A 23,834-nucleotide genomic window follows, 5' to 3' on the forward strand; every position below is an offset into this window, starting at 1 on the left:
AGCGGCGTAGACAAAAGAAAAGATAACAGGACTATAAATTATAGAAAAAGGTTGTGCCAACGTTTTGACACAACCTCATATTCAAGAATTCTATTGACGTTGTATCGGCTATCCCTCTACTTTCTCGTCTACAGCATAATCAAGTACCGTCTTCTTGTTGGCAAGCATACGGTCGTATTCTTCCTTGGAGCCAACAATAATCTTCTCAAACTCGCGTTGTCCGGTACCGGCAGGAATCAAGTGACCGCAAATTACGTTCTCCTTCATACCTTCCAGACGGTCTACCTTTCCGTTGATAGCAGCCTCGTTCAGCACCTTCGTCGTTTCCTGGAAGGAAGCAGCCGACATGAAACTCGAAGTCTGCAATGCAGCACGGGTGATACCTTGAAGAATCTGTGTAGAAGTCGCAGGCACAGCATCACGCACTTCCACGGGTTTCAAGTCGCGACGTTTCAACATGGAGTTCTCGTCCCGCAGTTTGCGGGCTGTTACAATCTGACCGGCCTGCAGGCTCTGGGAATCTCCGGCATCCACTACCACCTTCTTTCCCCAGATACGGTCGTTCTCTTCCATGAATTCCATCTTGTCAACAACCTGTTGTTCCAGGAAACGGGTATCGCCCGGCTCGTCGATTTCCACCTTACGCATCATCTGACGAACGATGATTTCAAAGTGCTTGTCATTAATCTTCACACCCTGCAGACGATAAACGTCCTGAACCTCGTTCACGATATATTCCTGCACGGCCGTAGGACCTTTGATAGCCAGAATGTCCGCAGGCGTAATGGCACCGTCAGACAAGGGAGTACCGGCACGTACATAGTCGTTTTCCTGAACCAGAATCTGCTTAGACAACGGGACGAGGTACTTCTTCACTTCACCGGTTTTGGAAGTAACGATAATTTCACGATTACCGCGTTTTACCTTACCCATAGTAACCTCACCGTCAATTTCTGAAACCACGGCAGGATTAGACGGGTTGCGTGCCTCGAACAGTTCAGTGACACGGGGAAGACCACCCGTGATATCACCCGCCTTACCTACGGCACGCGGAATCTTCACGATAACTTCACCGGCCTTCACCTTCTGTCCGTCCTCAACCACCACATGGCCACCAACCGGGAGGTTGTATGTACGAATCAGTTCACCGTCTTCGGTCATGATATGTGCAGTAGGCACCTTCGTCTTGTCCTTAGACTCAATGATAATGATTTCACGCAAACCGGTAGATTCATCAGACTCTACCTTATAAGTCACGTTTTCAATAACGCCTTCAAATTCAATCTTACCGGTAGCTTCGGTAATGATAACCGCGTTGAACGGGTCCCAACGGGCAATCATCTTTCCTTTCTCTACCATTTCGCCATCAGCTGCATAGAGCGTAGAGCCGTAGGGCACGTTGTGAGTGGAGAGTACGATACCCGTATTGACATCCACGAAACGTACTTCGGCCAGACGTCCTACCACAACCTTTGCCGGTTCGCCTGCTTCATCGATAACGTCTACCGTACGGAGTTCTTCGAATTCCAGACGAGCAGGGTTCTTGGCCACAATACTTGCGTTGGCAGCAATATTGGCTGCCGTACCACCAGCATGGAATGTACGCAGTGTCAACTGTGTACCCGGCTCACCGATAGACTGTGCAGCAATTACACCGACTGCCTCACCCTTCTGAACCATACGACTGGAAGCCAGATTACGTCCGTAGCACTTAGCACAAACCCCCTTCTTGGATTCGCAAGTCAATACTGAACGGATTTCAACACTCTCGATTGGAGAATCTTCAATACGCTGTGCAATGTCCTCGGTAATTTCCTCACCGCCGGCCACAATCAGTTCACCGGTTGTAGGATGAACAATATCATGTACGGACACACGACCCAAGATACGTTCGTACAGAGTAGCAATGATTTCATCATTGTTCTTCAATGCCGTACAAACCAATCCGCGGAGTGTGCCGCAGTCTTCTTCATTAATAATCACATCATGCGATACATCAACCAGACGACGAGTCAAGTATCCGGCGTCGGCCGTCTTCAAAGCAGTATCGGCAAGACCCTTACGAGCACCGTGAGTAGAAATAAAGTACTCCAACACCGACAAACCCTCCTTAAAGTTAGAAAGAATCGGGTTTTCGATAATCTGACCACCTTCGGCACCTGCTTTCTGGGGCTTTGCCATCAAACCACGCATACCGGAGAGCTGACGAATCTGTTCCTTAGAACCACGGGCACCGGAATCCAACATCATGTATACGGAGTTGAAGCCCTGGTCATCGCTTGAAATGGTTTTCATCAGGATGTTTGACAATTCTGAGTTCACGTGTGTCCAGATATCGATTACCTGATTGTAACGCTCGTTGTTGGTGATGAAACCCATGTTATAGTTATTGATTACCTGCTCTACTTCATCGTAACCCTTCTGTACCAATGCTTCCTTTTCTTCCGGGATGATGATATCGCCCAAGTTGAACGACAGACCACCCTTGAAGGCCATATAGTAACCGAGGTTCTTGATTCCGTCAAGGAAGTCGGCTGCCTTGGCAACACCACACACCTTAATTACGTGACTGATGATGTCGCGGAGTGACTTCTTGGAGATAATCGTATTGATGTATCCTGCTTCTGCCGGAACAATTTCGTTAACAATGACACGACCTACAGAAGTATCGTGCATCATCTTGTCCACAATGTTGCCATTCCCGTCAACGTCTTTCACTACGACGCTTACCGGAGCATGGATGTCACACTTGCCTTCATTGTAGGCAATCAGCGCTTCCTCGGGACCATAGAATGTCAGGCCCTCACCCTTGGCACCTTTGCGCAACTTAGTAATGTAGTACAAACCGAGTACCATATCCTGGGCAGGCACAGTGATAGGAGCACCGTTGGCAGGGTTCAATATATTGTGCGACTGTAGCATCAGCATCTGTGCTTCCAGAATCGCTTCATTGCTCAGTGGCAAGTGCACAGCCATCTGGTCACCGTCGAAGTCGGCATTGAACGCCGTACATGCCAACGGATGCAGCTGGATTGCCTTACCTTCAATCATCTTGGGCTGGAATGCCTGGATACCGAGACGGTGAAGTGTCGGGGCACGATTCAACAACACCGGATGACCCTTCATCACGTGTTCCAGAATATCCCAGATAACAGGTTCCTTGCGGTCTACAATCTTCTTGGCGCTCTTTACAGTCTTCACTATACCGCGCTCAATAAGCTTACGGATAATGAACGGTTTGTAAAGCTCGGCTGCCATCAGTTTCGGGATACCACATTCGCCCATCTTCAACTCCGGACCTACAACGATTACAGAACGTGCGGAATAGTCGACACGCTTACCCAACAAATTCTGACGGAAACGTCCCTGCTTACCCTTCAAACTATCGGAAAGAGACTTCAACGGACGGTTAGCATCGGTCTTCACTGCGCTCGATTTACGGGAGTTGTCGAACAGAGAGTCTACAGCTTCCTGCAACATACGCTTTTCATTACGCAAAATCACCTCAGGAGCTTTGATCTCAATCAATCTCTTTAGACGGTTGTTGCGGATAATGACACGACGATAAAGGTCATTCAAGTCGGAAGTTGCGAAACGGCCACCATCCAACGGAACCAACGGACGAAGTTCGGGTGGAATAACCGGTACAATGCGTACAATCATCCACTCGGGCTTGTTACGTCCACGTGATGCACGGAACGACTCAACGACCTGAAGACGCTTTAAGGCTTCGGTCTTGCGTTGCTGTGATGCATCGCTTCCGGCACGGTTACGCAGTTCGTAAGACAAAGAGTCGAGATTAAGGCGTGACAGCAAATCGTAGATAGCTTCCGCACCCATCTTGGCAATAAACTTATTGGGGTCTGAATCTTCGAGGAACTGGTTGTCTTTCGGCAGTTTTTCCAGCAAGTCCAGATATTCTCCTTCTTCAAGCAAGTCGTACTGTGCCACTTCATCAGACAGTACACCCGGTTGAATGACAACATAACGCTCGTAATAGATAATGGCATCTAGCTTCTTGGTAGGCAGCCCCAACAAGTAGCCGATTTTGTTGGGAAGTGAACGGAAGTACCAGATGTGAGCCACGGGTACAACGAGCTGAATGTGCCCCATACGCTCACGGCGCACTTTCTTTTCAGTCACTTCCACACCGCAACGGTCGCAGACGATACCTTTGTAACGGATACGCTTGTACTTACCGCAATGGCACTCGTAATCCTTGATAGGACCAAAGATGCGCTCGCAGAATAATCCGTCACGTTCAGGCTTATACGTACGATAGTTGATGGTTTCAGGCTTTAAAACTTCACCACTCGAATTCTCTAGGATTTCCTCAGGAGAAGCCAAACCGATAGAGATTTTCGAGAAATTACTCTTTATCTTGTTATCTTTTCTAAAAGCCATAAATTTATTTAATTGATAATTGACAATGGAAAATTGAAAATGAAAAACTGAAAACCGATAATTGAGAATGGGAACTTACATTACCCATTCTCAATTATCAATTATCCATTATTCTAAGTTGATGCTCAAGCCCAAACCTCTCAACTCGTGTAGCAATACGTTCAGTGACTCGGGGATACCCGGAGCAGGCATCGGCTCACCCTTCACAATTGCTTCATAAGCCTTGGAACGCCCAACAACGTCATCAGACTTGATAGTCAAGATTTCCTGCAGAATGTGTGCGGCACCGAAAGCTTCAAGTGCCCAAACCTCCATTTCTCCAAAACGCTGACCACCGAACTGTGCCTTACCACCCAACGGCTGTTGCGTAATGAGTGAGTATGGGCCGATGGAACGTGCGTGCATCTTGTCTTCAACCATGTGACCGAGCTTCAGCATGTAGGTCACACCTACCGTAGCCTGCTGCTCGAATGCTTCACCGGTACCACCATCATACAGCGTTGTCTTGCCGTAGCGCGGCAGGCCAGCCTTGTCGGTCCATTCGTTCAAATCGTCCAAAGATGCACCGTCAAAGATAGGAGTTGCAAACTTCACGCCCAAGTTCTTTCCTGCACGACCGAGAACAGCCTCGAATATCTGACCAATGTTCATACGTGAAGGCACACCCAACGGATTCAGTACAATGTCTACCGGAGTACCGTCAGCAAGGAACGGCATGTCTTCCTGACGTACCACACGGGAAACGATACCCTTGTTACCGTGACGACCGGCCATCTTGTCACCAACACCAATCTTACGTTTCTTTGCAATGTATACCTTGGCCATCTGGATGATACCTGCCGGCAACTCGTCACCGATAGTGATGGCAAACTTCTTGCGTTTCAATTCAGCATCGAGTTCCTTGTACTTCTTGATGAAGTTCATCACCAATGCACGAATCAGTTCGTTGGTATGTTCATCCTTCGTCCAACTGCTCAACTGAACAGCAGTGAAGTCCAAATCACTGAAATCGGAGGCAGAGAATCTGGCGCCTTTGGAAATAATGTCGGCACCCATATAATCTTTCACACCTTCCGATGTATAGTTTTCTGTAAGCTTCAACAGTTTGTTTATCAATACTTTTTTAAGGTCATTAATCTTAGCGTCGAACTCATCATCAATCTTCGGCAACAAAGCCTTATCAGCCAGTTTGGAGCTGCGTGTCTTGACAACACGAGAGAACAGGCGCTTACCGATAACGACACCCTTTAAAGAAGGAGAAGCCTTCAGGGAGGCATCCTTCACATCACCGGCCTTATCACCAAAAATAGCACGGAGCAACTTCTCTTCCGGAGAAGGATCCGACTCACCTTTCGGAGTAATCTTACCGATAAGAATATCGCCCGGCTCGATACGGGCACCCACACGAACAATACCGTTTTCGTCAAGATCCTTGGTAGCTTCCTCACTTACGTTGGGGATGTCAGAGGTCAGCTCTTCCATACCACGCTTCGTTTCGCGAACTTCCAAAGAATATTCTTCCACGTGCACGGAAGTCAGAAGGTCCTCACGAACCACACGTTCGTTCAGTACGATAGCATCCTCATAGTTATAACCTTTCCACGGCATGTAAGCAACCAGCAGGTTCTTACCCAGTGCAAGCTCTCCGTCTTCTGTTGAATAACCTTCGGTCAGGATTTGACCTGCAGTAACACGCTGCCCCTTCTCGCAAATTGGGCGGAGGTCAATCGTCATGTTCTGGTTAGTGCGGCGCCACTTCGGGATATTATATTCTTTCAAAGCAGGCTCGAAGCTTACGAACTCTTCCTCCTCCGTACGGTCGTACAGAATACGAATAGTCGTTGCATCCACGAATTCAACCACACCGTCACCTTCAGCAGTAATCTGCGTACGAGAGTCGCATGCCAGCTGACGCTCGATACCGGTACCTACAATCGGAGCTTCGCTCTTCAACAAAGGAACAGCCTGGCGCATCATGTTTGATCCCATCAATGCACGGTTGGCGTCATCATGTTCCAAGAACGGAATCAAAGAAGCCGCAATAGAAGCAATCTGCTGGGGAGATACGTCCATCAATTCCACCTCGGCAGGAGAAACCACCGGATAGTCAGCATCCTGACGGGATTTTACCTTATCACGTACAAAAGTACCATCATCATTCAAAGGAGCATTGCCCTGAGCAATAATCTTGGCTTCCTCTTCTTCAGCAGTGAGGTAAACCAGACCTTCGTCAGAAAGATCAACCTTACCCTCTGTCACTTTACGGTATGGAGTTTCAATGAAGCCGAGCTCGTTGATTTTCGCAAACACACAGAGTGAAGAAATCAAACCGATGTTCGGGCCTTCAGGGGTCTCGATAGGACAAAGACGTCCGTAGTGAGTATAGTGTACGTCACGAACCTCGAAACCAGCACGCTCACGTGACAGACCGCCAGGTCCTAAGGCAGACATACGGCGCTTATGGGTAATCTCGGCCAGCGGATTGGTTTGGTCCATGAACTGTGACAAAGCATTCGTTCCGAAGAATGAATTGATAACAGAAGAGATTGTTTTGGCGTTAATCAAGTCAATCGGAGTAAAGACTTCATTGTCACGGACGTTCATACGCTCGCGGATAGTACGCGACATACGTGCCAGACCGATAGCAAACTGATTGGACAACTGCTCGCCCACTGTACGCACACGACGGTTGCTCAAGTGGTCGATATCGTCCACGTCTGCTTTCGAGTTAATCAACTCGATGAGATATTTGATGATTTCGATAATATCTTCCTTGGTAAGGACACGCACGTCCATATCTGTCGTCAAGTTCAACTTTCTGTTGATACGATAACGACCTACATCACCCAGGTCATATCTCTTTTCTGAGAAGAACAAGTTATTGATAACCTCGCGTGCACTGGCATCATCAGCAGGGTCTGCATTACGCAACTGGCGATAGATGTAGAGTACAGCTTCTTTTTCCGAGTTACTCGGGTCCTTCTGCAGAGTATTATATATAATAGAATAGTCAGACTGGTTCGGCTCTTCCTTGTGTACGAGGATATTCTGAACTCCCGACTCTAATATAATGTCAACATGCTCCGGCTCGATTACTGTTTCACGGTCGATAACGACTTCGTTACGCTCGATGGAAACAACCTCACCGGTATCTTCGTCTACAAAATCCTCAATCCATGTTTTCAACACACGTGCGGCCAACTTACGTCCCACCATCTTCTTGAGACTCGTCTTGTTCACCTTCACGTCTTCCGCCAAATTAAAAATCTCGAGAATGTCCTTGTCATTCTCAAAACCGATGGCTCTCAGCAAAGTGGTAACCGGCAATTTCTTCTTACGGTCAATGTACGCATACATGACATTGTTAATGTCGGTGGCAAACTCAATCCACGAACCCTTGAACGGGATGATACGGGCTGAGTACAACTTGGTACCGTTGGCATGTACGCTCTGTCCGAAGAATACGCCCGGTGAACGGTGAAGCTGGGATACAACCACACGTTCCGCACCGTTGATGACGAATGTGGCTTTATCCGTCATGTAAGGAATAGGGCCAAGGAACACGTCTTGAATGACCGTGTCAAAATCCTCATGGTCAGGGTCGGTACAATATAATTTCAATTTTGCCTTCAAAGGCACGCTATATGTAAGCCCTCGCTCTATACATTCATCAATGGTATAGCGCGGCGGATCAATATAGTAGTCCAAAAACTCAAGAACAAAATTATTTCTTGTATCGGCAATGGGGAAGTTTTCAGCAAATACTTTATACAGTCCCTCGTTCTTACGCTTCTCGGGTGGAGTGTCCAGTTGTAGAAAGTCTTTGAATGACTTCAATTGTACTTCCAGAAAATCCGGATATTCAAGCGGATTCTTAGTCGAAGCAAAATTAACTCTTTGATTTACAGTATTTGAAGACATCTGTTAATGGATTTGTAGAACTTAATTTTAAATATATACACAAAAAGGTTAAGAACCCTTTTCACTAAGGGTTCCTAACCGAATTACCTGATTTACAGGCTAATGTTATTTAAGTTCAACTTCAGCTCCAGCTTCTTCCAATGTTTTCTTCAATGATTCTGCTTCGTCCTTAGCCAAACCTTCCTTTACTACGCTAGGAGCACCGTCTACCATGTCCTTAGCTTCCTTCAAGCCAAGACCGCAAGCTTCCTTAACGGCTTTAACTACCTGAAGTTTAGCTGAGCCAGCGCTCTTCAATACTACGTCGAAAGAAGTCTTTTCTTCTGCGGCAGCAGCACCACCGGCTGCAGGACCAGCAGCAACAGCTACAGCTGCAGCAGCAGGTTCAATACCATATTCTTCTTTCAGGATTGTTGCAAGTTCATTAACTTCTTTTACTGTCAAGTTAACTAATTGTTCTGCAAAAGCTTTCAAATCTGCCATTTTTGTATGATTTTTAATTGTTTAAATACTAAATAAATTGATATAATTCTTTTTCCGAAATTTACGCTTCGGGACGTTCACCAAGAGTCTTAAGAACTCCGTGGAGGGTGTTACCACCTGATTGCAGAGCAGAAATAACATTCTTGGCCGGTGACTGCAGCAATGCAACAATATCGGCAATAACTTCATTCTTGCTCTTGATACTTACGAGAGCATCCAACTGGTCAGCACCAACATAGAAGCTTTCTTCCGCATACGCAGCCTTCAGTCCGGGAATACCGTTCTTAGCCTTATCTTTAATCAACTTGGCCGGAGCGTTAGCAACGTTGCTGAACATTACGGCAGTTGTACCTTTCAGAGAACCATAAAGCGGAGAAAAGTCTTCTTCCAGGCTCTCCAATGCCTTGTGAAGCAATGTATTCTTAACTACCATCAATTTGATGTCAGCCTTGAAACATTCTCTTCTCAACATGCTGGTTGTAGCAGCATTCATGGCAGTGGTATCCACCAAATAGAAGTGACCGTATTCCTTCACTGTAGCAGCAATCTGCTCAATAATCGTACTTTTATCTTCCTTTCTCATTATTACTCCGTTTTATTAGATTTCTTCTACTGTTTTCGGGTCAATCTTGATGCCCGCACTCATCGTGCTAGAAAGATAAATACTCTTAATATATGTACCCTTGGCTGCAGTCGGTTTCAATTTATTCAAAGTAGAGATGAATTCTTTCGCATTGTCACGAATTTGCTCAGCACTAAATGAAACTTTACCGATAGAAGTATGAACAATACCACTCTTGTCAACCTTGAAGTCGATTTTGCCTTGTTTTACTTCTCTTACAGCTTTAGCAACATCCATAGTTACAGTGCCACTCTTTGGGTTAGGCATCAATCCACGAGGACCGAGCACACGACCGAGTGCACCAATTTTACCCATGATAGACGGCATAGTGATAATCACATCAATATCAGTCCATCCACCTTTGATCTTTTCAATATATTCGTCAAGACCAACATAGTCAGCTCCGGCTTCTTTTGCAGCAACTTCAGCATCTGGTGTACAAAGCACCAAAACGCGTACAACCTTACCAGTACCGTGAGGAAGTGATACAACACCTCTCACCATCTGGTTGGCCTTACGCGGGTCAACGCCCAAACGTACGTCAATATCCAGAGAAGCGTCAAACTTGGTATAAGTGATTTCTTTTACCAACTGAGCAGCTTCCTTGAGAGAGTATGCTTTCCCTGCTTCAATTTTTTCTGCAGCCAACTTTTGATTTTTTGTCAGTTTACCCATTCTAATTGAAGTTTATTAATTATTAACCGGGAACTCCCCTTTTACAGCGATACCCATACTTCTAGCTGTACCGGCAACCATTTTCATGGCAGCTTCTACAGTGAAACAGTTCAAGTCAACCATTTTGTCCTGAGCAATCGTACGAACTTGTTCCCAAGTAATCTCGGCAACTTTCTTACGGTTAGGCTCAGCAGAACCACTCTTTTGCTTCGTCACTTCCAACAACTGGATAGCCACGGGAGGAGTCTTGATTACAAAATCGAAAGACTTGTCTGCGTAGTAAGTGATAATCACAGGAAGAATCTTTCCTGCTTTGTCTTGGGTTCTGGCGTTGAATTGCTTGCAAAACTCCATGATATTGATACCCTTGGAACCCAATGCAGGTCCTACTGGGGGTGATGGATTTGCCGCGCCTCCTTTAATCTGTAATTTGATTAATCCAGCAACTTCTTTAGCCATTTTCTAATTGATTTATATGTATAAATATTAATGAAGAATACTACAGCGTAACACCTGCACTATTCTTTTTCAACTTGCATAAAGCCCAATTCGAGCGGAGTCTTCCGTCCGAATATCTTGACCATGACCTTCAGTTTCTTCTTCTCGGTGTTCACTTCTTCAATGATTCCACTGAATCCACTGAACGGACCGTAATTCACTTTTACAGTCTCGCCGACCACATACGGGATATTCAAGTCTTCACCTGATTCCTGCAATTCGTCGACCGTACCAAGTATACGATTCACTTCCGACTGTCTCAGAGGTACGGGTTTGTCCGAACCACCCAAGAACCCTATCACATTAGGAGTATTTCTCAGATGGTGAGCAACCTCACCCACCAGAGCAGCCTCCACCAAAACGTAACCAGGAAGATAACTTCTCTCTTTCACAATTTTCTTACCATTGCGAACCTGATATACCTTTTCGGTAGGAATCAATACCTGAGATACGTAATCACCAAGGTCGCTGTTTTTGATATCAGCTTCAAGGTATTCCTTTACCTTAGCTTCTTTTCCGCTAATAGCACGCAGAACGTACCATTTCTTTTCAATCTCAGACATTTCTTCTTACGTTTAATGTGGATAAACAAATTCCATCAGATGCTGAAAACAGAAGTCCATCGCGAATACTACCACTGCAATTAGTAGGGAAGCATATAAAACAACTACTGCACTGTTAGTAAGTTCAGAATACGTAGGCCACGACACTTTATGAACAAGTTCGTCGTAAGTTTCTTTCAAATAAGCTACAATCTTCTTCATTTCAAAAATATTAGCACGGGAGGAGAGGCTCGAACTCCCGACACCCGGTTTTGGAGACCGGTGCTCTACCAACTGAGCTACTCCCGTTTGAACATAATCAGTTCCCGATAAACACCGGGAACTGATTAAGATTATATTGGTGATTAGTCAAGAATTTCAGTAATCTGACCAGATCCTACCGTACGACCACCTTCGCGGATAGCGAAACGCAGACCTACGTTCAATGCTACCGGGTAAATCAGTTCTACAGTAATTTCTACGTTATCACCAGGCATTACCATTTCAGTTCCTTCCGGAAGAGAGATTTCACCTGTACAGTCCATAGTACGCAGATAGAACTGAGGACGATATTTATTATGGAACGGAGTGTGACGACCACCTTCTTCTTTCTTCAAAACGTAGATAGAAGCTTTGAACTTAGAGTGAGGCTTAATCTGACCCGGCTTACAAAGAACCATACCACGTTTGATTTCGTTCTTGTCGATACCGCGGAGCAGCAAACCTACGTTATCACCGGCTTCACCCTGATCCAGCAATTTACGGAACATTTCAACGCCTGTTACAACAGACTTCTTGTCTTCACCCAAACCGAGGATTTCAACTTCGTCACCTACATGAATAACACCAGCTTCGATACGACCAGTAGCTACAGTACCACGACCAGTGATTGAGAATACATCTTCAACCGGCATCAAGAACGGTTTATCAATGTCACGCGGAGGCAGAGGAATCCAAGTATCGCAAGCTTCCATCAGCTCCATAACTTTTTCTTCCCACTTCTCAACACCATTCAATGCACCAAGAGCAGAACCTTGGATGAACGGAGTGTTGTCACCGTCGAATTCGTAAGCTGAAAGTAGTTCGCGCATTTCCATTTCAACGAGCTCCAACATTTCAGCATCGTCTACCATGTCGCACTTGTTCATGAATACAACCAATCTCGGAACGTTTACCTGACGAGCCAGCAAGATGTGCTCACGAGTCTGAGGCATCGGACCATCAGTAGCAGCAACTACGATGATAGCACCGTCCATCTGAGCAGCACCAGTTACCATGTTCTTTACGTAGTCAGCGTGACCCGGACAGTCTACGTGAGCGTAGTGACGGTTAGCTGTTTCATACTCTACGTGAGAAGTATTGATAGTGATACCTCTTTCCTTTTCTTCAGGAGCGTTATCGATTGAATCGAAAGAGCGCAACTCAGAAAGACCTTTTTTCGCCAACACTGTAGTGATAGCAGCTGTCAACGTGGTTTTACCGTGGTCAACGTGACCAATTGTACCAATGTTTACGTGCGGTTTGGTACGTTCGAATTTCTCTTTAGCCATAGCTTTACTTGTTATTTATTTGATTAATAATCAGCTTTTACATCATTGTGAGCTGTTACCGGGACTTGAACCCGGGACCTCTTCCTTACCAAGGAAGTGCTCTACCGCTGAGCTATAACAGCAAGAAGAATAAGAGTTGTGGGCAAAGATGGATTCGAACCACCGAAGGCGTAAGCCAGCAGATTTACAGTCTGCCCCATTTGGCCACTCTGGTATTTGCCCTAGATTATAAAAGAACTCTTTTTTCCTTAACTGAATCATCACAGAGCGACTTTGTCCGGACAACCTTCCGTTTTCATATCGCCTTCACTCCATGAAGAGAAGAAATCATTCTACTCCATCTCCTAGGCGAGCCTCTTGTCGGATTCGAACCAACGACCCCGAGATTACAAATCACGTGCTCTGGCCAACTGAGCTAAAGAGGCAAGCTCAAAAAATGCAACCGTAACATTCATTACGTGAGCGAAACGGCTGCAAATTTAGGCATTTATTTTTTACCCGCAAAATTTTAGCGGAAAATTATTTGTTTCGTTGTTTTTCCTTGTACTTAACCAGCTGTTTTTCCAAAGCTTCCAGGCATAAATCCACGGCTTCTTCAAACGTATCACAGACCTTGTTTGCATAAAACTCGCCATTGGGAACCATTACTTTCACTCCGGCTTCTTTATTTTCGGCTGCTTCCGGTTTCACCACCTTTAATGACACCTCTACTTTCTTTATATCGTCGTAAAATTTCTCCAACTTAGCAACTTTCTTTTGAATGAAAGATTGCAATTGCTCTGACGCATCAAAGTGAATCGATTGAATTCTTACTTCCATACTTACCTCCTTTTTACTTTAGGCCCGGGGATGAGCCTGATTATACACTTTTTTAAGTTCCTCGAAAGTAGTATGCGTATATATTTCCGTCGTCGCCAGACTCTCGTGCCCGAGGAGTTCTTTTATCGAGCCCAAATCAGCACCATTGTTCAGCATAGCCGTTGCAAAGGTGTGCCTCAGCACGTGGGGACTTCGTTTTTTTACGGTCACTACCTTCGAAAGGTTTCGTTTCACAAGGCATGCTACGATACTGCGGTAAAGCCTCTTTCCGTTCTTCCGGACAAAAAAAGCATCCGAGCGAACCGGAACAGCTTCATTCCGTACATTGACATATTCCCGCATCGAGCACCCCAGCTCCTCATCGAAAGGTATAAGACGTTGCTTATTCCGCTTTCCCGTCACTTTAACGAGAGAAGCCGAAAAATCGATATCCTTGTCATCCAGCCCTATCAATTCTGAAAGTCGCATGCCGGTGGCATAAAACATTTCAATAATCATACGGTCGCGACACCCTTCAAAACCTTCACCAAAGTCCATATCGTCCAGCAACCTATCCATCTCGCCTTCTCTCAGGAATACCGGAAGCGGCTTTTTCTTCTTGAGTCCCGTCACTTTCCGCAACGGGTCTACCGCAATCTCGCCTTTCCTCAGAAGGAACTTATAGTATGCCCGGACAGAACTCAGCTTCCGGTTTATCGTATTAGAGGCAAGCCCCTTGTCCATCAAGGAAGCAATCCATTCACGAACAAGTCCCGCATCTACATCCGACGGAGCAAAGTTCCCCAACATTTCTTCTCCAAACTTCTGCAGTTCAAGAATATCTGCCCGATAGTACTCGACCGTACCTCTGGAATAATTCCGTTCGTACAGAAGGTAGTCAAGAAAAGAATCTGTCAACAACATATCGCTACATATCTAAATCATGCAACGAATTTATGAAAAAGAATTCAATAATTCAAAGGAATTTACGAATTATTAATCTTCTACTTGCTGAAGTTGTTGAACGTAAACTGCGCGTTCTTTCTTAAGTCTTTTAGTTACAGACGGTTTATCAAACTGTTGTCTGCGTCTCAACTCCTTAACTGTGCCAGTTTTTTCAAACTTTCTTTTGAATTTCTTCAGCGCTTTTTCAATGTTTTCGCCTTCTTTTACAGGTACTACAATCATTTTGTTTTAATTAAATGTTATTGGTTAAAAAATCTCACGATTAAATTGAGCGGCAAAATTACACATACTTTCTTTATTTACAAAACTTTCTGCCAAAAAAACCACAATTCAGGCCAGGCTTCTTTCATTTTAGGGAGTTATCGGGAGTTTGTGGCGATAGTATCGCTCAGCATTAACAGAGCTATCGGATTCAGACTCCTGAGCCCGAAGGGGGATAATTCTTTCCGGATTCTGACAACTTCCTTCAATGGAAGAGCCGTCCGATCAGGCCGAAAAGCCACAAGTCCTCCAGGCTGCGGTTTGAACATATCGCCCTCAGGCCCCACACTCCCTTCATCGGAGGCTCTCTCTCTGCTCGCAAGACGGCCTGCCACAGGGAATGAGTCTGTTTCAGCCTATGAGGAAAGGTTATCTTCAGGTTGAAGATGTATGTATTCAAGGTGAAGATGTAAATCTTCACGGTAAAGATTTATATCTTCAGGCTGAAGATAAATCTTTACCATAGACTGAAGCAGGCTGTCTGACGGACTGTATACGGCCTGCTTCCAGACTGAAACCGCTTCTTTACAAGCGTGTGGCAAGAAGAAGAGTAAAGTATAAGAAAACCGGGCGAGGCCACCCATTTATTGGAAGAAAAGCTGTAACTTTGGGGAAGATATGACATAACAAATACCTATCGGGTACTCTAAATCAAGAATCAAGATATGGACAAGAAGATCATCAAAGAAAGAATCAACGCCTTACGGGCTACATTCGGCAAAGAGGGCATAGCCGCCTTCATCATTCCCAGCACAGATGCCCACATGAGCGAATACGTCGCCCCCCATTGGAAAGCGAGAGAGTGGATTTCGGGCTTCACTGGTTCGGCCGGAACCGTAGTCGTCACCTGCAATAAAGCCGGACTATGGACCGATTCCCGTTACTTTCTGCAAGCCGCCCGGCAGTTGGAGGGAACCGGCATAGAACTCTACAAAGAAATGCTGCCGGAAACTCCCTGCATCCCCACTTTTCTGAGCGACACACTGAAACCGGGAGATACGGTAGGCATAGACGGCCAGGTATTCTCCGTGGAAGAAGTGCTGCAACTGGAAAAGCAACTTCATAAGAACGGCATATCCATGAAGAATATTTCCGACCCGATGAGCCCGATATGGCCGGAAAGGCCGGAAAGGCCGGAAAGTCCCGCCTTTATTCATGACCTGAAATATGCCGGAAAGACTTGTCGGGAGAAACTGGACTCTCTCCGGCTGAGAATGAAGGAGACGAATGCCGAAGCCTTGCTGATTTCCTCGCTGGACGAAATAGCCTGGACGCTGAACATCCGTGGCAACGACGTACATTGCAATCCGGTAGTGGTGAGCTACCTGATAGTCGGAGAGCATGACGCCTGCTTCTTCGTCGAACCGCGGAAAGTCACGAAAGAACTCGCCAACCATCTGACAGAAGCCGGAGTATCTATACATGATTATGGGGAGATAAAGCAATTCCTCCACAACATAAAGGCGCAAAGCATCTTGCTGAACCCGGCCAAAACAAATTATGCCACCTACTCGGCCATCTGCCCCGACTGCCGGATTATCGAAGGCGCCTCTCCCGTCGCCCTGTTGAAAGCAATCCGCAACGAACGGGAAATAGACGGCATCCATGCGGCCATGCAACGCGACGGGGTGGCACTGGTGAAGTTCCTGAAATGGCTGGAGGAGGCTGTTCCCGCAGGCAACGAAACGGAAATCAGCGTAGACAGGAAACTTCACGAATTCCGTGCCGCGCAACCACTCTATATGGGAGAAAGCTTCGATACCATTGCCGGATACAAGGAGCACGGAGCCATCGTTCACTACGAGGCCACTCCGGAAACGGACGTACCGTTGAAACCCAAGGGATTCCTACTGCTGGACTCGGGTGCGCAATACCTGGATGGCACCACCGACATCACCCGCACCATCGCGCTGGGAGAACTGACCGAAGAAGAGAAGACGGACTACACCCTGATACTGAAAGGACATATCGATCTCGCCATGGCCGTCTTTCCGGAAGGTACGCGAGGAGCGCAACTGGATGTGCTGGCCCGCATGCCGATATGGCAGCACCACATGAACTTCCTGCATGGTACGGGACACGGCGTAGGCCATTTCCTCAATGTGCACGAAGGACCGCAAAGCATCCGCATGAACGAGAATCCGATAACCTTACAGCCCGGAATGGTTACTTCCAACGAGCCGGGCGTCTATAAAGCCGGAAGCCATGGAATACGCACGGAAAACCTGGTGCTGACCGTAAAGGATGGTGAAGGCATGTTCGGCAATTACCTGAAATTCGAGACCATCACCCTCTGCCCCATCTGCAAGAAAGGTATCATCAAAGAGATGCTGACGGCAGAAGAAACGGCATGGCTGGACAACTATCACCGGCATGTATACGAAAGACTTTCGCCAAGCCTGAACGAAGAAGAGCGGGAATGGCTGAAGGAAGCATGCAGCAAGCTAACCACTAATCACTAAAAAAATGGCATTAATAAAATCAGTAAGAGGATTTACTCCCGAAATCGGAGAGAATTGTTTCCTGGCGGACAATGCTGTTGTCATTGGCGACGTAAAGACGGGACGGGACTGCAGCATCTGGTTCAGCACCGTGCTGCGGGGCGACGTAAACTCAATCCGCATAGGGAACGGAGTAAACATCCAGGATGGAAGCGTGCTCCACACCTTGTACGAGAAATCGACCATAGAGATAGGCGACCATGTGTCCGTGGGGCACAATGTGACCATCCACGGAGCTACCATCAAGGACTATGCTTTGATAGGGATGGGCTCCACCATCCTTGACCACGCAGTAGTGGGCGAAGGAGCCATTGTCGCTGCAGGTTCCCTAGTATTGAGCAATACGATCATCGAACCGGGAAGCATTTGGGGAGGAGTCCCCGCCAAGTTCATCAAGAAAGTGGCTCCGGAACAGGCCAAGGAGCTGAACCTGAAGATTGCACACAACTATCTGATGTATTCCGACTGGTACAAATAAAGGGAGGCAAGGCGCCTCCCAAAAGCAGGGCGATAGAGGGATGCCATTCCATCACCTCTATCGCCCTATCACTTTTATCACTCTTTACTTTTCTAAAAGTTTATCATACTCATTATCTTATCCGTTGCACCGGCATTACTGGTCACATAATTGCTCGCATTCATGCCTGATTCGCGCAAGAAGACTTCATCTGCCAACATACGGTCGAGCAACGTTTTCAGTTCCTCATAATCCTTCACCGAGAAAGCGCCTTTTGCCTCCAGCAACTGGATGGCCTCCTGAAATTTCTGATACTTCGGTCCGAAAATCACCGGAATGCCATAAACCGCAGCCTCAAGGGTATTGTGGATTCCCACCCCGAAACCACCTCCGATATAGGCAATCTCACCATAGCGGTAGATGGAGGAGAGCAGCCCGAAGCAGTCGATAATCAGGCAGTCGGCCTTACGGACATTCTTCTCGTCGGCACGGGTATAGCGCACGTAGGGGCGTTTCAGTTTACGGATAATCTCTACCAGATGGTTCTCGTCGATGACGTGCGGAGCTATAATCAACTTCACCTCCGGATGCTGGTTGAAGTATTCGATAAACAAATCCTCGTCCGGCTGCCAGGAGCTTCCTGCCACGAAAGTCATCGTGTTGTTCTTGAAAAGCTCCACCAAAGGCAGATGTTTAGCTTCCTCACGAATCTGCAGCACACGGTCAAAACGAGTATCGCCCACCACCGTGACACGACCGATGCCTATTTTCGCCAGATAGCGTTTGGAGCGTTCATTCTGCACAAACAAGTGGTCGAAGTCACGCAGCACATGTCTGTAGGTACCGCCATACCACTTGAAGAATACTTGTCCGCGGCGGAAAATGGAGGAAATGCTGTACACCGGAATACGGCGCTTGTGCAGTTCGTCCAGATAGTTCTTCCAGAACTCGTACTTGATGAAGAATGCCATACAGGGATTCACGATATCCAGAAACTTCTTCACATTGCGGGGCTTGTCGAAAGGCAGATAACAGACGACGTCTGCCCCCCTATAATTCTTGCGGACCTCATAGCCCGACGGTGAGAAGAAAGTCAGCAGAATACCGTAATCCGGATATTTGGCACGGATTTTCTCAATCAACGGCCGTCCCTGCTCGAACTCCCCCAAAGAAGCGGCATGGAACCAGATATAGCGCACGTCCTTCTCCAACTGCTGCCTGAGAAGTTCATAGACCACCCAGTGTCCCTTCATCATCTTTCGGGGCTTACGGCTAAATGGAGCTGCCAGATGCACCAGAATATCGTAGATGGCTATTGCCAAGTCATATAGCATACTATATGGATTAAGGATGAAGAAGATTTATTCACTTTAAAGCATCAACAGCACGCTGTATGCGGGCCAACGTTTCTTCCTTGCCAATCAGCTCGGTAATGTCGAACATGTGCGGGCCTTTACATTCGCCCACCACTGACAAGCGGAAGGCATTCATCACATTTCCCATGTGATAGCCACGCTCGGTAATCCAACCAATCACAATATCTTCGGAAGCCTTGGTGGAGAAATCCCCGATGCCGCGCAACACATCCATCAACTCGGTCATGATGCGCGGAGTATCTTCCGACCAACGTTTCTTCACATCCTTTGCCGCATATTCCGTGGGGGCTACGAAGAAGAAACGGGTCTGGTCCCACAGTTCCTTTACGAAGTTGACGCGTCCCTTCACCAGTGAAACCACTTTCGTTAGGAACTCGTCACTATAGTTGGAGGCGTCTATGCCGTTGGATTCCAGCACCGGTCTGAAAAGACAAGCTATCTCCGCATCCGGTTTCATCATGATATACTCATGGTTGAACCAGATACCTTTCTTATAGTCGAATTTGGCACCCGACTTGCTGCAATGGCTCAAGTCGAACAATTTCACCAATTCATCCATAGACATCAGCTCCTGGTCATTACCCGGATTCCAGCCCAGCAGAGCCAGGAAATTAATGACTGCTTCGGGCAGATAACCTGATTCGCGGTAGCCTGAGGAGACATCTCCCGACTTGGGGTCATGCCACTCCAACGGGAAAACCGGAAAGCCCAGGCGATCTCCGTCACGCTTACTCAATTTGCCGTTGCCCTCGGGCTTCAGCAACAAGGGCAGATGGGCAAAGGCTGGCATGGTATCCTCCCACCCAAAGGCACGGTAGAGCAATACATGCAGCGGTGCCGAAGGCAACCATTCCTCACCGCGTATCACATGGGACACCTCCATCAAATGGTCGTCCACAATATTGGCCAGATGGTAAGTAGGAAGTTCATCTGCCGATTTATAAAGAACCTTGTCATCAAGAATGGAAGAGTTTATCACTACTTCCCCACGAATCAGGTCGTTCACATGCACATCCTCGTTCGGCTCTATCTTGAAACGCACCACGTACTGCTTGCCGGCAGCAATCAGCGCGTCCACCTCTTCTTTGGGAAGGGTCAGCGAATTGCGCATCTGCATGCGGGTAGAAGCATCGTACTGGAAGTTCGCAATCTCCGCACGCTTTGCTTCCAGCTCTTCAGGAGTATCGAAAGCGATATAGGCTTTTCCGGCCTCCAGCAAAACCTGAACATACTTCTTGTATATTTCCCGACGTTCTGACTGACGGTATGGACCATGGTCTCCACCGAAACTCACGCCCTCGTCAAACGGAATGCCCAACCACTTGAAAGACTCCAGGATATATTCTTCTGCACCCGGCACAAATCGGTTGGAATCAGTATCTTCAATACGAAATATCAAATCTCCTCCATGCTGACGCGCAAAGAGATAATTGTATAAAGCTGTACGCACACCGCCGATGTGCAACGCCCCCGTAGGACTCGGGGCAAAACGGACCCTGACCTTTCTTTCTGTCATAATCTACCTTACTTATAAATATTTTAGATGGCAAAATTAAACCTTTTTTTCCACACTAATGTTTTTTTTTGTACTTTTCGCAAAAATTTCAGTTGATATGGGCTATTCCAATACCAAAAGAGAGTTCTCGCTCAGAGATTTGTTATACAGAGCACTGATATTCATCGGCACTGTGGGAGTCATTGTTTATTTCCTGCCGCGCGACGGCAAGTTCAATTACCAGTTCGACCTGGATAAACCGTGGAAGTACGGCCAGCTCATGGCCACATTCGACTTTCCCATCTACAAGGCCGACGAAGTGGTGAAGCATGAGCAAGACAGTATCCTTGCCTCCTTCCAACCATATTTCCAGCTGGACAAAAGCATCGAAAAGAGTGTGATTGGCAAACTGAGAAGTAATTATCAGGCTCATCTGCACAGCCTGCTTCCATCTACCGATTACGTCCGCTTCCTGGAAAGGAAACTGTCCGAAGTATATCACACCGGCATCGTTTCTACCGAGAGGCTGGCGCAACTGCATAAAGACAGCACTTCAGCTATCATGATTATCAATGATAAAATGGCAAGCCAGCAAAATATGGACAAAATCTATTCCGTAAAAGATGCCTACAACTATATACTTACAGCCGATACCGCGCACTACCGTCCGGACATTCTGCGGCAATGTTCACTGAACGAGTATCTGTTTCCCAACCTGACCTACGATGAGGAGCGAACTGAAACGGCCAAGAAAGAGATGCTCGACAATTACTCATGGGCCAACGGTATCGTACTTAGCGGCCAAAAAATAATCGACCGCGGCGAAATCATCAACCAAGAAACATACAACATACTTGAGAGTCTGAGAAAAGAATCCATCAAGCGTAGCGAATCCATCGGACAGAAACGGCTGATGTTGGCAGGACAAGTCTTATATGTCAGTATCTTCATTCTGTGTTTCATGCACTATCTCGACTTGTTCCGTAAGGATTATTATAAGCGCAGAGGAAACCTTGCCCTGCTCTTCGCCTCCATCATGTTCTATTGTATAGTAACAGCCGTAATGGTTGCCAACAATATATATAATGTATATATCATTCCGTATGCCATGCTGCCGGTCATTATCCGGGTGTTCCTCGACTCGCGCACAGCTTTCATCGCACAAGTCACTACCATCCTGATATGCTCCATCTGCCTGCGCTATCCGCATGAATTCATTCTTCTACAACTCTCGGCGGGGCTGGTTGCCATCTTCAGTCTGAGAGAACTCTCGCAACGTTCACAACTCTTCCGGACAGCCATTCTTGTCATACTGACCTATGCCGCTGTTTATTTTGCCTTCGAACTGATTACAGAAAACGACTTGACAAAAATCAACGGAAGCATGTACACCTATTTCGTCATCAACGGAGTACTGCTGCTGTTCACTTATCCCTTGCTCTTCCTAGTGGAAAAAACGTTCGGCTTTACCTCCAATGTCACCCTGGTGGAATTGTCCAACATCAACAACAGCCTGTTGCGCCGCATGTCCGAGACCGTTCCCGGTACCTTCCAGCATTCCATGCAGGTTGCCAACCTTGCGGCGGAAGCAGCCAACCGTATCGGAGCCAAAAGCCAGCTGGTACGTACAGGAGCACTGTATCATGACATCGGCAAGATGGAGAACCCGGTGTTCTTCACCGAGAACCAGTCAGGCAGAGTCAACCCGCACAAGAATTTGGGCTATGAGCAAAGTGCCCTGGTCGTCATCAGCCATGTGACGGACGGACTGAAACTGGCCGAGAAGAACAATCTCCCCAAAGTAATCAAGGATTTCATCACCACTCACCATGGCCGTGGGAAAACGAAGTATTTCTATATCTCCTGGAAAAACGAACACCCCGGTGAAGACCCTAACGAGGAGGCATTCACCTACCCCGGTCCCAACCCGTTCACCAAAGAGCAGGCTATCCTGATGATGGCCGACTCGGTGGAAGCCGCTTCACGCAGTCTGCCCGAATATACGGAAGAGAGCATCAGCAACCTGGTAGACAAGATTATCGATTCGCAAGTGGCAGAAGGCTATTTCAAGGAATGTCCCATCACCTTCAAGGATATTGCCACCGTGAAAAACGTATTCAAGGAGAAGCTGAAGACCATATACCATACCCGCATCAGTTATCCCGAACTTAAAAAATAAGAACTATGGAAGTGACCAGTAAAGAACAGAAAAGAGCCGAACTACTGCTGCAAAGCCAGCACATCGGACTGCACCAAATCAAGAGTTTCAGTTTCATGAGGCGTTACCACCAGATTCCCCGCAAAAGCAACCTGGTTGCAAAAGACAAATATGGTCCGGGCATACTGACTTTACATCTAAAGGATGGGAAAGAAAAAGCAATCTATCTGCCTCCTTTCCGTCACCCTTCCTCGGTCATCCGCTATCTGGTCTCTCAAGAAATCCCCTTCGACAACTATTCACCAAGGGAACGGGCAGTCGCAGAGATTCCCACAGAAACATACCGGCGTCCGTCACTCTATATGTTCTGGTTCTTTGTCTTATTCCTTATGTTCCTTATATTGGGATATTATTCCATCAGTGGCAACGTATGGTGGGGGTTCATCCCGGCTATCATTTCATTTGCATTAAGTCTTTTTTTCATCAGCATGCTGATGACCCGCTTCTGCTACCTGACGCTGGACAATGATGACCTCATCATACACAGCGTAGGCAGGACCATCCGCTATCCGTATCAGAACCTGAGAAAAGTAAACTTCGACTTTGCCCGCGAACAGAATTTCACGCACGTCATGGAATTGTTGGATAACGATTACCGTTACCGTCTGTTCTATATCGGAAGGGTTTCGAGGAAGAAGCTGAATGAGATTGCCGGACACCTGCAACAAGCCGGAGTAGACGCCACCTGCAGCTTGAATGATAACAAGCGGTTCTTCCAGGATACTCATATCAGCCACTAAACAGACATTAGCCAACAAATAAGCTGCCGGATACGACATCATTCCCGTTTCGCAGATTTCAGAATAATGCCTTTGCACTTACTCTCAATTTATTTATATTGCAGGATAAACCCTTTATAAATAAATTGGAAATGAGCAGAAATGAAATTACCTTACAGGAGATGTTCTCCTTGGTCATCGGTGAACTCCGGGAAGGCGGCAGATGGGGGACGGCACACATCTACCAATCGGCGGTGAATGCATTCTCGGTATTCAACAAGGGGCAACCCATGCCCATGCGCAGGCTGAGCCCCACCGTGCTGAAGAGATTCGAAAACTTCCTCAGGC

The 23,834-nt window shown here is 46.9% G+C and carries 20 protein-coding genes and 4 tRNA genes; 5 read left to right on the plus strand and 19 right to left on the minus strand.

The genetic code is table 11. From position 1 onward, the window contains the following. Positions 1–108: 108 nt before the first annotated feature. The 17 genes from rpoC to M1B78_RS16590 form a co-directional block, all read right to left on the minus strand. The gene (gene rpoC, locus M1B78_RS16510) at positions 109–4,404 is read right to left on the minus strand and encodes a DNA-directed RNA polymerase subunit beta' (protein WP_136010240.1); all 4,296 of its coding nucleotides are present in this window, start codon (positions 4,402–4,404) and stop codon (positions 109–111) included. Positions 4,405–4,512: 108 nt separating this feature from the next. After that, positions 4,513–8,325: a DNA-directed RNA polymerase subunit beta gene (gene rpoB / locus M1B78_RS16515; RefSeq protein ID WP_136010239.1), complete on the minus strand. Its 3,813-nt coding sequence runs from the start codon at positions 8,323–8,325 to the stop codon at positions 4,513–4,515. A 105-nt stretch (positions 8,326–8,430) separates the two neighbouring features. Beyond that, the gene (gene rplL / locus M1B78_RS16520; protein ID WP_004291279.1) at positions 8,431–8,808 is read right to left on the minus strand and encodes a 50S ribosomal protein L7/L12; all 378 of its coding nucleotides are present in this window, start codon (positions 8,806–8,808) and stop codon (positions 8,431–8,433) included. Positions 8,809–8,869: 61 nt separating this feature from the next. Then, positions 8,870–9,391, minus strand: coding sequence for a 50S ribosomal protein L10 (rplJ, locus tag M1B78_RS16525; RefSeq protein WP_005825719.1), 522 nt, complete (start codon positions 9,389–9,391; stop codon positions 8,870–8,872). A gap of 15 nt (positions 9,392–9,406) precedes the next feature. Next, complete coding sequence (gene rplA, locus M1B78_RS16530) at positions 9,407–10,105, minus strand: 50S ribosomal protein L1 (protein ID WP_136010238.1); 699 nt, start codon at positions 10,103–10,105, stop codon at positions 9,407–9,409. Positions 10,106–10,120: 15 nt separating this feature from the next. After that, positions 10,121–10,564, minus strand: a complete 444-nt coding sequence (rplK, locus tag M1B78_RS16535; protein WP_005825722.1) for a 50S ribosomal protein L11 — start codon at positions 10,562–10,564, stop codon at positions 10,121–10,123. 59 nt (positions 10,565–10,623) lie between these two features. Continuing rightward, positions 10,624–11,166, minus strand: a complete 543-nt coding sequence (gene nusG, locus M1B78_RS16540; RefSeq protein WP_013546665.1) for a transcription termination/antitermination protein NusG — start codon at positions 11,164–11,166, stop codon at positions 10,624–10,626. 12 nt (positions 11,167–11,178) lie between these two features. Beyond that, on the minus strand, positions 11,179–11,367 hold the full coding sequence (gene secE, locus M1B78_RS16545; protein WP_136010236.1) for a preprotein translocase subunit SecE: 189 nt from the start codon (positions 11,365–11,367) through the stop codon (positions 11,179–11,181). 14 nt (positions 11,368–11,381) lie between these two features. Next, positions 11,382–11,454: transfer RNA gene (locus tag M1B78_RS16550), tRNA-Trp, on the minus strand. A 56-nt stretch (positions 11,455–11,510) separates the two neighbouring features. Further along, the gene (tuf, locus tag M1B78_RS16555; RefSeq protein WP_136010235.1) at positions 11,511–12,695 is read right to left on the minus strand and encodes an elongation factor Tu; all 1,185 of its coding nucleotides are present in this window, start codon (positions 12,693–12,695) and stop codon (positions 11,511–11,513) included. A gap of 50 nt (positions 12,696–12,745) precedes the next feature. Beyond that, positions 12,746–12,817: transfer RNA gene (locus tag M1B78_RS16560), tRNA-Thr, on the minus strand. Between the two features lie 17 nt (positions 12,818–12,834). Continuing rightward, positions 12,835–12,917, minus strand: a tRNA-Tyr gene (locus M1B78_RS16565). A 129-nt stretch (positions 12,918–13,046) separates the two neighbouring features. Beyond that, positions 13,047–13,120 (minus strand) — tRNA-Thr (locus M1B78_RS16570). A gap of 94 nt (positions 13,121–13,214) precedes the next feature. Beyond that, entirely contained in the window at positions 13,215–13,514 is a 300-nt protein-coding gene (gene hpf, locus M1B78_RS16575; protein ID WP_148356385.1) for a ribosome hibernation-promoting factor, HPF/YfiA family, read from the minus strand. An 18-nt stretch (positions 13,515–13,532) separates the two neighbouring features. Then, on the minus strand, positions 13,533–14,417 hold the full coding sequence (locus M1B78_RS16580; RefSeq protein WP_257941277.1) for a tyrosine recombinase XerC: 885 nt from the start codon (positions 14,415–14,417) through the stop codon (positions 13,533–13,535). A gap of 72 nt (positions 14,418–14,489) precedes the next feature. After that, positions 14,490–14,681, minus strand: a complete 192-nt coding sequence (gene rpsU / locus M1B78_RS16585) for a 30S ribosomal protein S21 (protein ID WP_005825735.1) — start codon at positions 14,679–14,681, stop codon at positions 14,490–14,492. Positions 14,682–14,925: 244 nt separating this feature from the next. Further along, positions 14,926–15,141: a hypothetical protein gene (locus M1B78_RS16590; protein ID WP_136010232.1), complete on the minus strand. Its 216-nt coding sequence runs from the start codon at positions 15,139–15,141 to the stop codon at positions 14,926–14,928. A 244-nt stretch (positions 15,142–15,385) separates the two neighbouring features. Here M1B78_RS16590 and M1B78_RS16595 point away from each other — a divergent pair, with 244 nt between their 5' ends. Both M1B78_RS16595 and M1B78_RS16600 read left to right on the plus strand, forming a co-directional pair. Next, the gene (locus M1B78_RS16595; protein ID WP_257941278.1) at positions 15,386–17,182 is read left to right on the plus strand and encodes an aminopeptidase P family protein; all 1,797 of its coding nucleotides are present in this window, start codon (positions 15,386–15,388) and stop codon (positions 17,180–17,182) included. 4 nt (positions 17,183–17,186) lie between these two features. Then, positions 17,187–17,699, plus strand: a complete 513-nt coding sequence (locus M1B78_RS16600; protein ID WP_136010230.1) for a gamma carbonic anhydrase family protein — start codon at positions 17,187–17,189, stop codon at positions 17,697–17,699. Between the two features lie 92 nt (positions 17,700–17,791). Here the strand turns inward: M1B78_RS16600 and M1B78_RS16605 are convergent, their stop codons facing one another. Both M1B78_RS16605 and gltX read right to left on the minus strand, forming a co-directional pair. Next, complete coding sequence (locus M1B78_RS16605; protein WP_136010229.1) at positions 17,792–19,012, minus strand: 3-deoxy-D-manno-octulosonic acid transferase; 1,221 nt, start codon at positions 19,010–19,012, stop codon at positions 17,792–17,794. Positions 19,013–19,043: 31 nt separating this feature from the next. After that, positions 19,044–20,570 (minus strand): glutamate--tRNA ligase, encoded by a 1,527-nt coding sequence (gene gltX, locus M1B78_RS16610; RefSeq protein WP_148356380.1) that lies wholly within the window; start codon positions 20,568–20,570, stop codon positions 19,044–19,046. 97 nt (positions 20,571–20,667) lie between these two features. On the opposite strand from gltX, the gene M1B78_RS16615 reads away from it, so the two are divergent. The 3 genes from M1B78_RS16615 to M1B78_RS16625 all read left to right on the plus strand — a co-directional run. After that, positions 20,668–22,728 carry an HD family phosphohydrolase gene (locus tag M1B78_RS16615; protein ID WP_136010227.1) on the plus strand — a complete coding sequence of 687 codons (2,061 nt, stop codon included), beginning with the start codon at positions 20,668–20,670 and terminating at the stop codon, positions 22,726–22,728. 5 nt (positions 22,729–22,733) lie between these two features. Beyond that, complete coding sequence (locus M1B78_RS16620) at positions 22,734–23,507, plus strand: hypothetical protein (RefSeq protein ID WP_257941279.1); 774 nt, start codon at positions 22,734–22,736, stop codon at positions 23,505–23,507. Between the two features lie 131 nt (positions 23,508–23,638). Next, positions 23,639–23,834: phage integrase SAM-like domain-containing protein (locus M1B78_RS16625; protein WP_257941280.1), on the plus strand; the 196-nt coding region annotated here is incomplete at its 3' end.

The sequence above is a fragment of the Bacteroides muris (ex Fokt et al. 2023) genome (genome assembly GCF_024704895.1).
GTDB lineage: Bacteria > Bacteroidota > Bacteroidia > Bacteroidales > Bacteroidaceae > Bacteroides > Bacteroides muris.

Bases quoted from the DNA above. Each gene is read 5' to 3' on its own strand.
- rpoC (WP_136010240.1), bottom strand. From the start codon at position 4,404: ATGGCTTTTAGAAAAGATAACAAGATAAAGAGTAATTTCTCGAAAATC.
- rpoB (WP_136010239.1), bottom strand. From the start codon at position 8,325: ATGTCTTCAAATACTGTAAATCAAAGAGTTAATTTTGCTTCGACTAAG.
- rplL (WP_004291279.1), bottom strand. From the start codon at position 8,808: ATGGCAGATTTGAAAGCTTTTGCAGAACAATTAGTTAACTTGACAGTA.
- rplJ (WP_005825719.1), bottom strand. From the start codon at position 9,391: ATGAGAAAGGAAGATAAAAGTACGATTATTGAGCAGATTGCTGCTACA.
- rplA (WP_136010238.1), bottom strand. From the start codon at position 10,105: ATGGGTAAACTGACAAAAAATCAAAAGTTGGCTGCAGAAAAAATTGAA.
- rplK (WP_005825722.1), bottom strand. From the start codon at position 10,564: ATGGCTAAAGAAGTTGCTGGATTAATCAAATTACAGATTAAAGGAGGC.
- nusG (WP_013546665.1), bottom strand. From the start codon at position 11,166: ATGTCTGAGATTGAAAAGAAATGGTACGTTCTGCGTGCTATTAGCGGA.
- secE (WP_136010236.1), bottom strand. From the start codon at position 11,367: ATGAAGAAGATTGTAGCTTATTTGAAAGAAACTTACGACGAACTTGTT.
- tuf (WP_136010235.1), bottom strand. From the start codon at position 12,695: ATGGCTAAAGAGAAATTCGAACGTACCAAACCGCACGTAAACATTGGT.
- hpf (WP_148356385.1), bottom strand. From the start codon at position 13,514: ATGGAAGTAAGAATTCAATCGATTCACTTTGATGCGTCAGAGCAATTG.
- M1B78_RS16580 (WP_257941277.1), bottom strand. From the start codon at position 14,417: ATGTTGTTGACAGATTCTTTTCTTGACTACCTTCTGTACGAACGGAAT.
- rpsU (WP_005825735.1), bottom strand. From the start codon at position 14,681: ATGATTGTAGTACCTGTAAAAGAAGGCGAAAACATTGAAAAAGCGCTG.
- M1B78_RS16595 (WP_257941278.1), top strand. From the start codon at position 15,386: ATGGACAAGAAGATCATCAAAGAAAGAATCAACGCCTTACGGGCTACA.
- M1B78_RS16600 (WP_136010230.1), top strand. From the start codon at position 17,187: ATGGCATTAATAAAATCAGTAAGAGGATTTACTCCCGAAATCGGAGAG.
- M1B78_RS16605 (WP_136010229.1), bottom strand. From the start codon at position 19,012: ATGCTATATGACTTGGCAATAGCCATCTACGATATTCTGGTGCATCTG.
- gltX (WP_148356380.1), bottom strand. From the start codon at position 20,570: ATGACAGAAAGAAAGGTCAGGGTCCGTTTTGCCCCGAGTCCTACGGGG.
- M1B78_RS16615 (WP_136010227.1), top strand. From the start codon at position 20,668: ATGGGCTATTCCAATACCAAAAGAGAGTTCTCGCTCAGAGATTTGTTA.
- M1B78_RS16620 (WP_257941279.1), top strand. From the start codon at position 22,734: ATGGAAGTGACCAGTAAAGAACAGAAAAGAGCCGAACTACTGCTGCAA.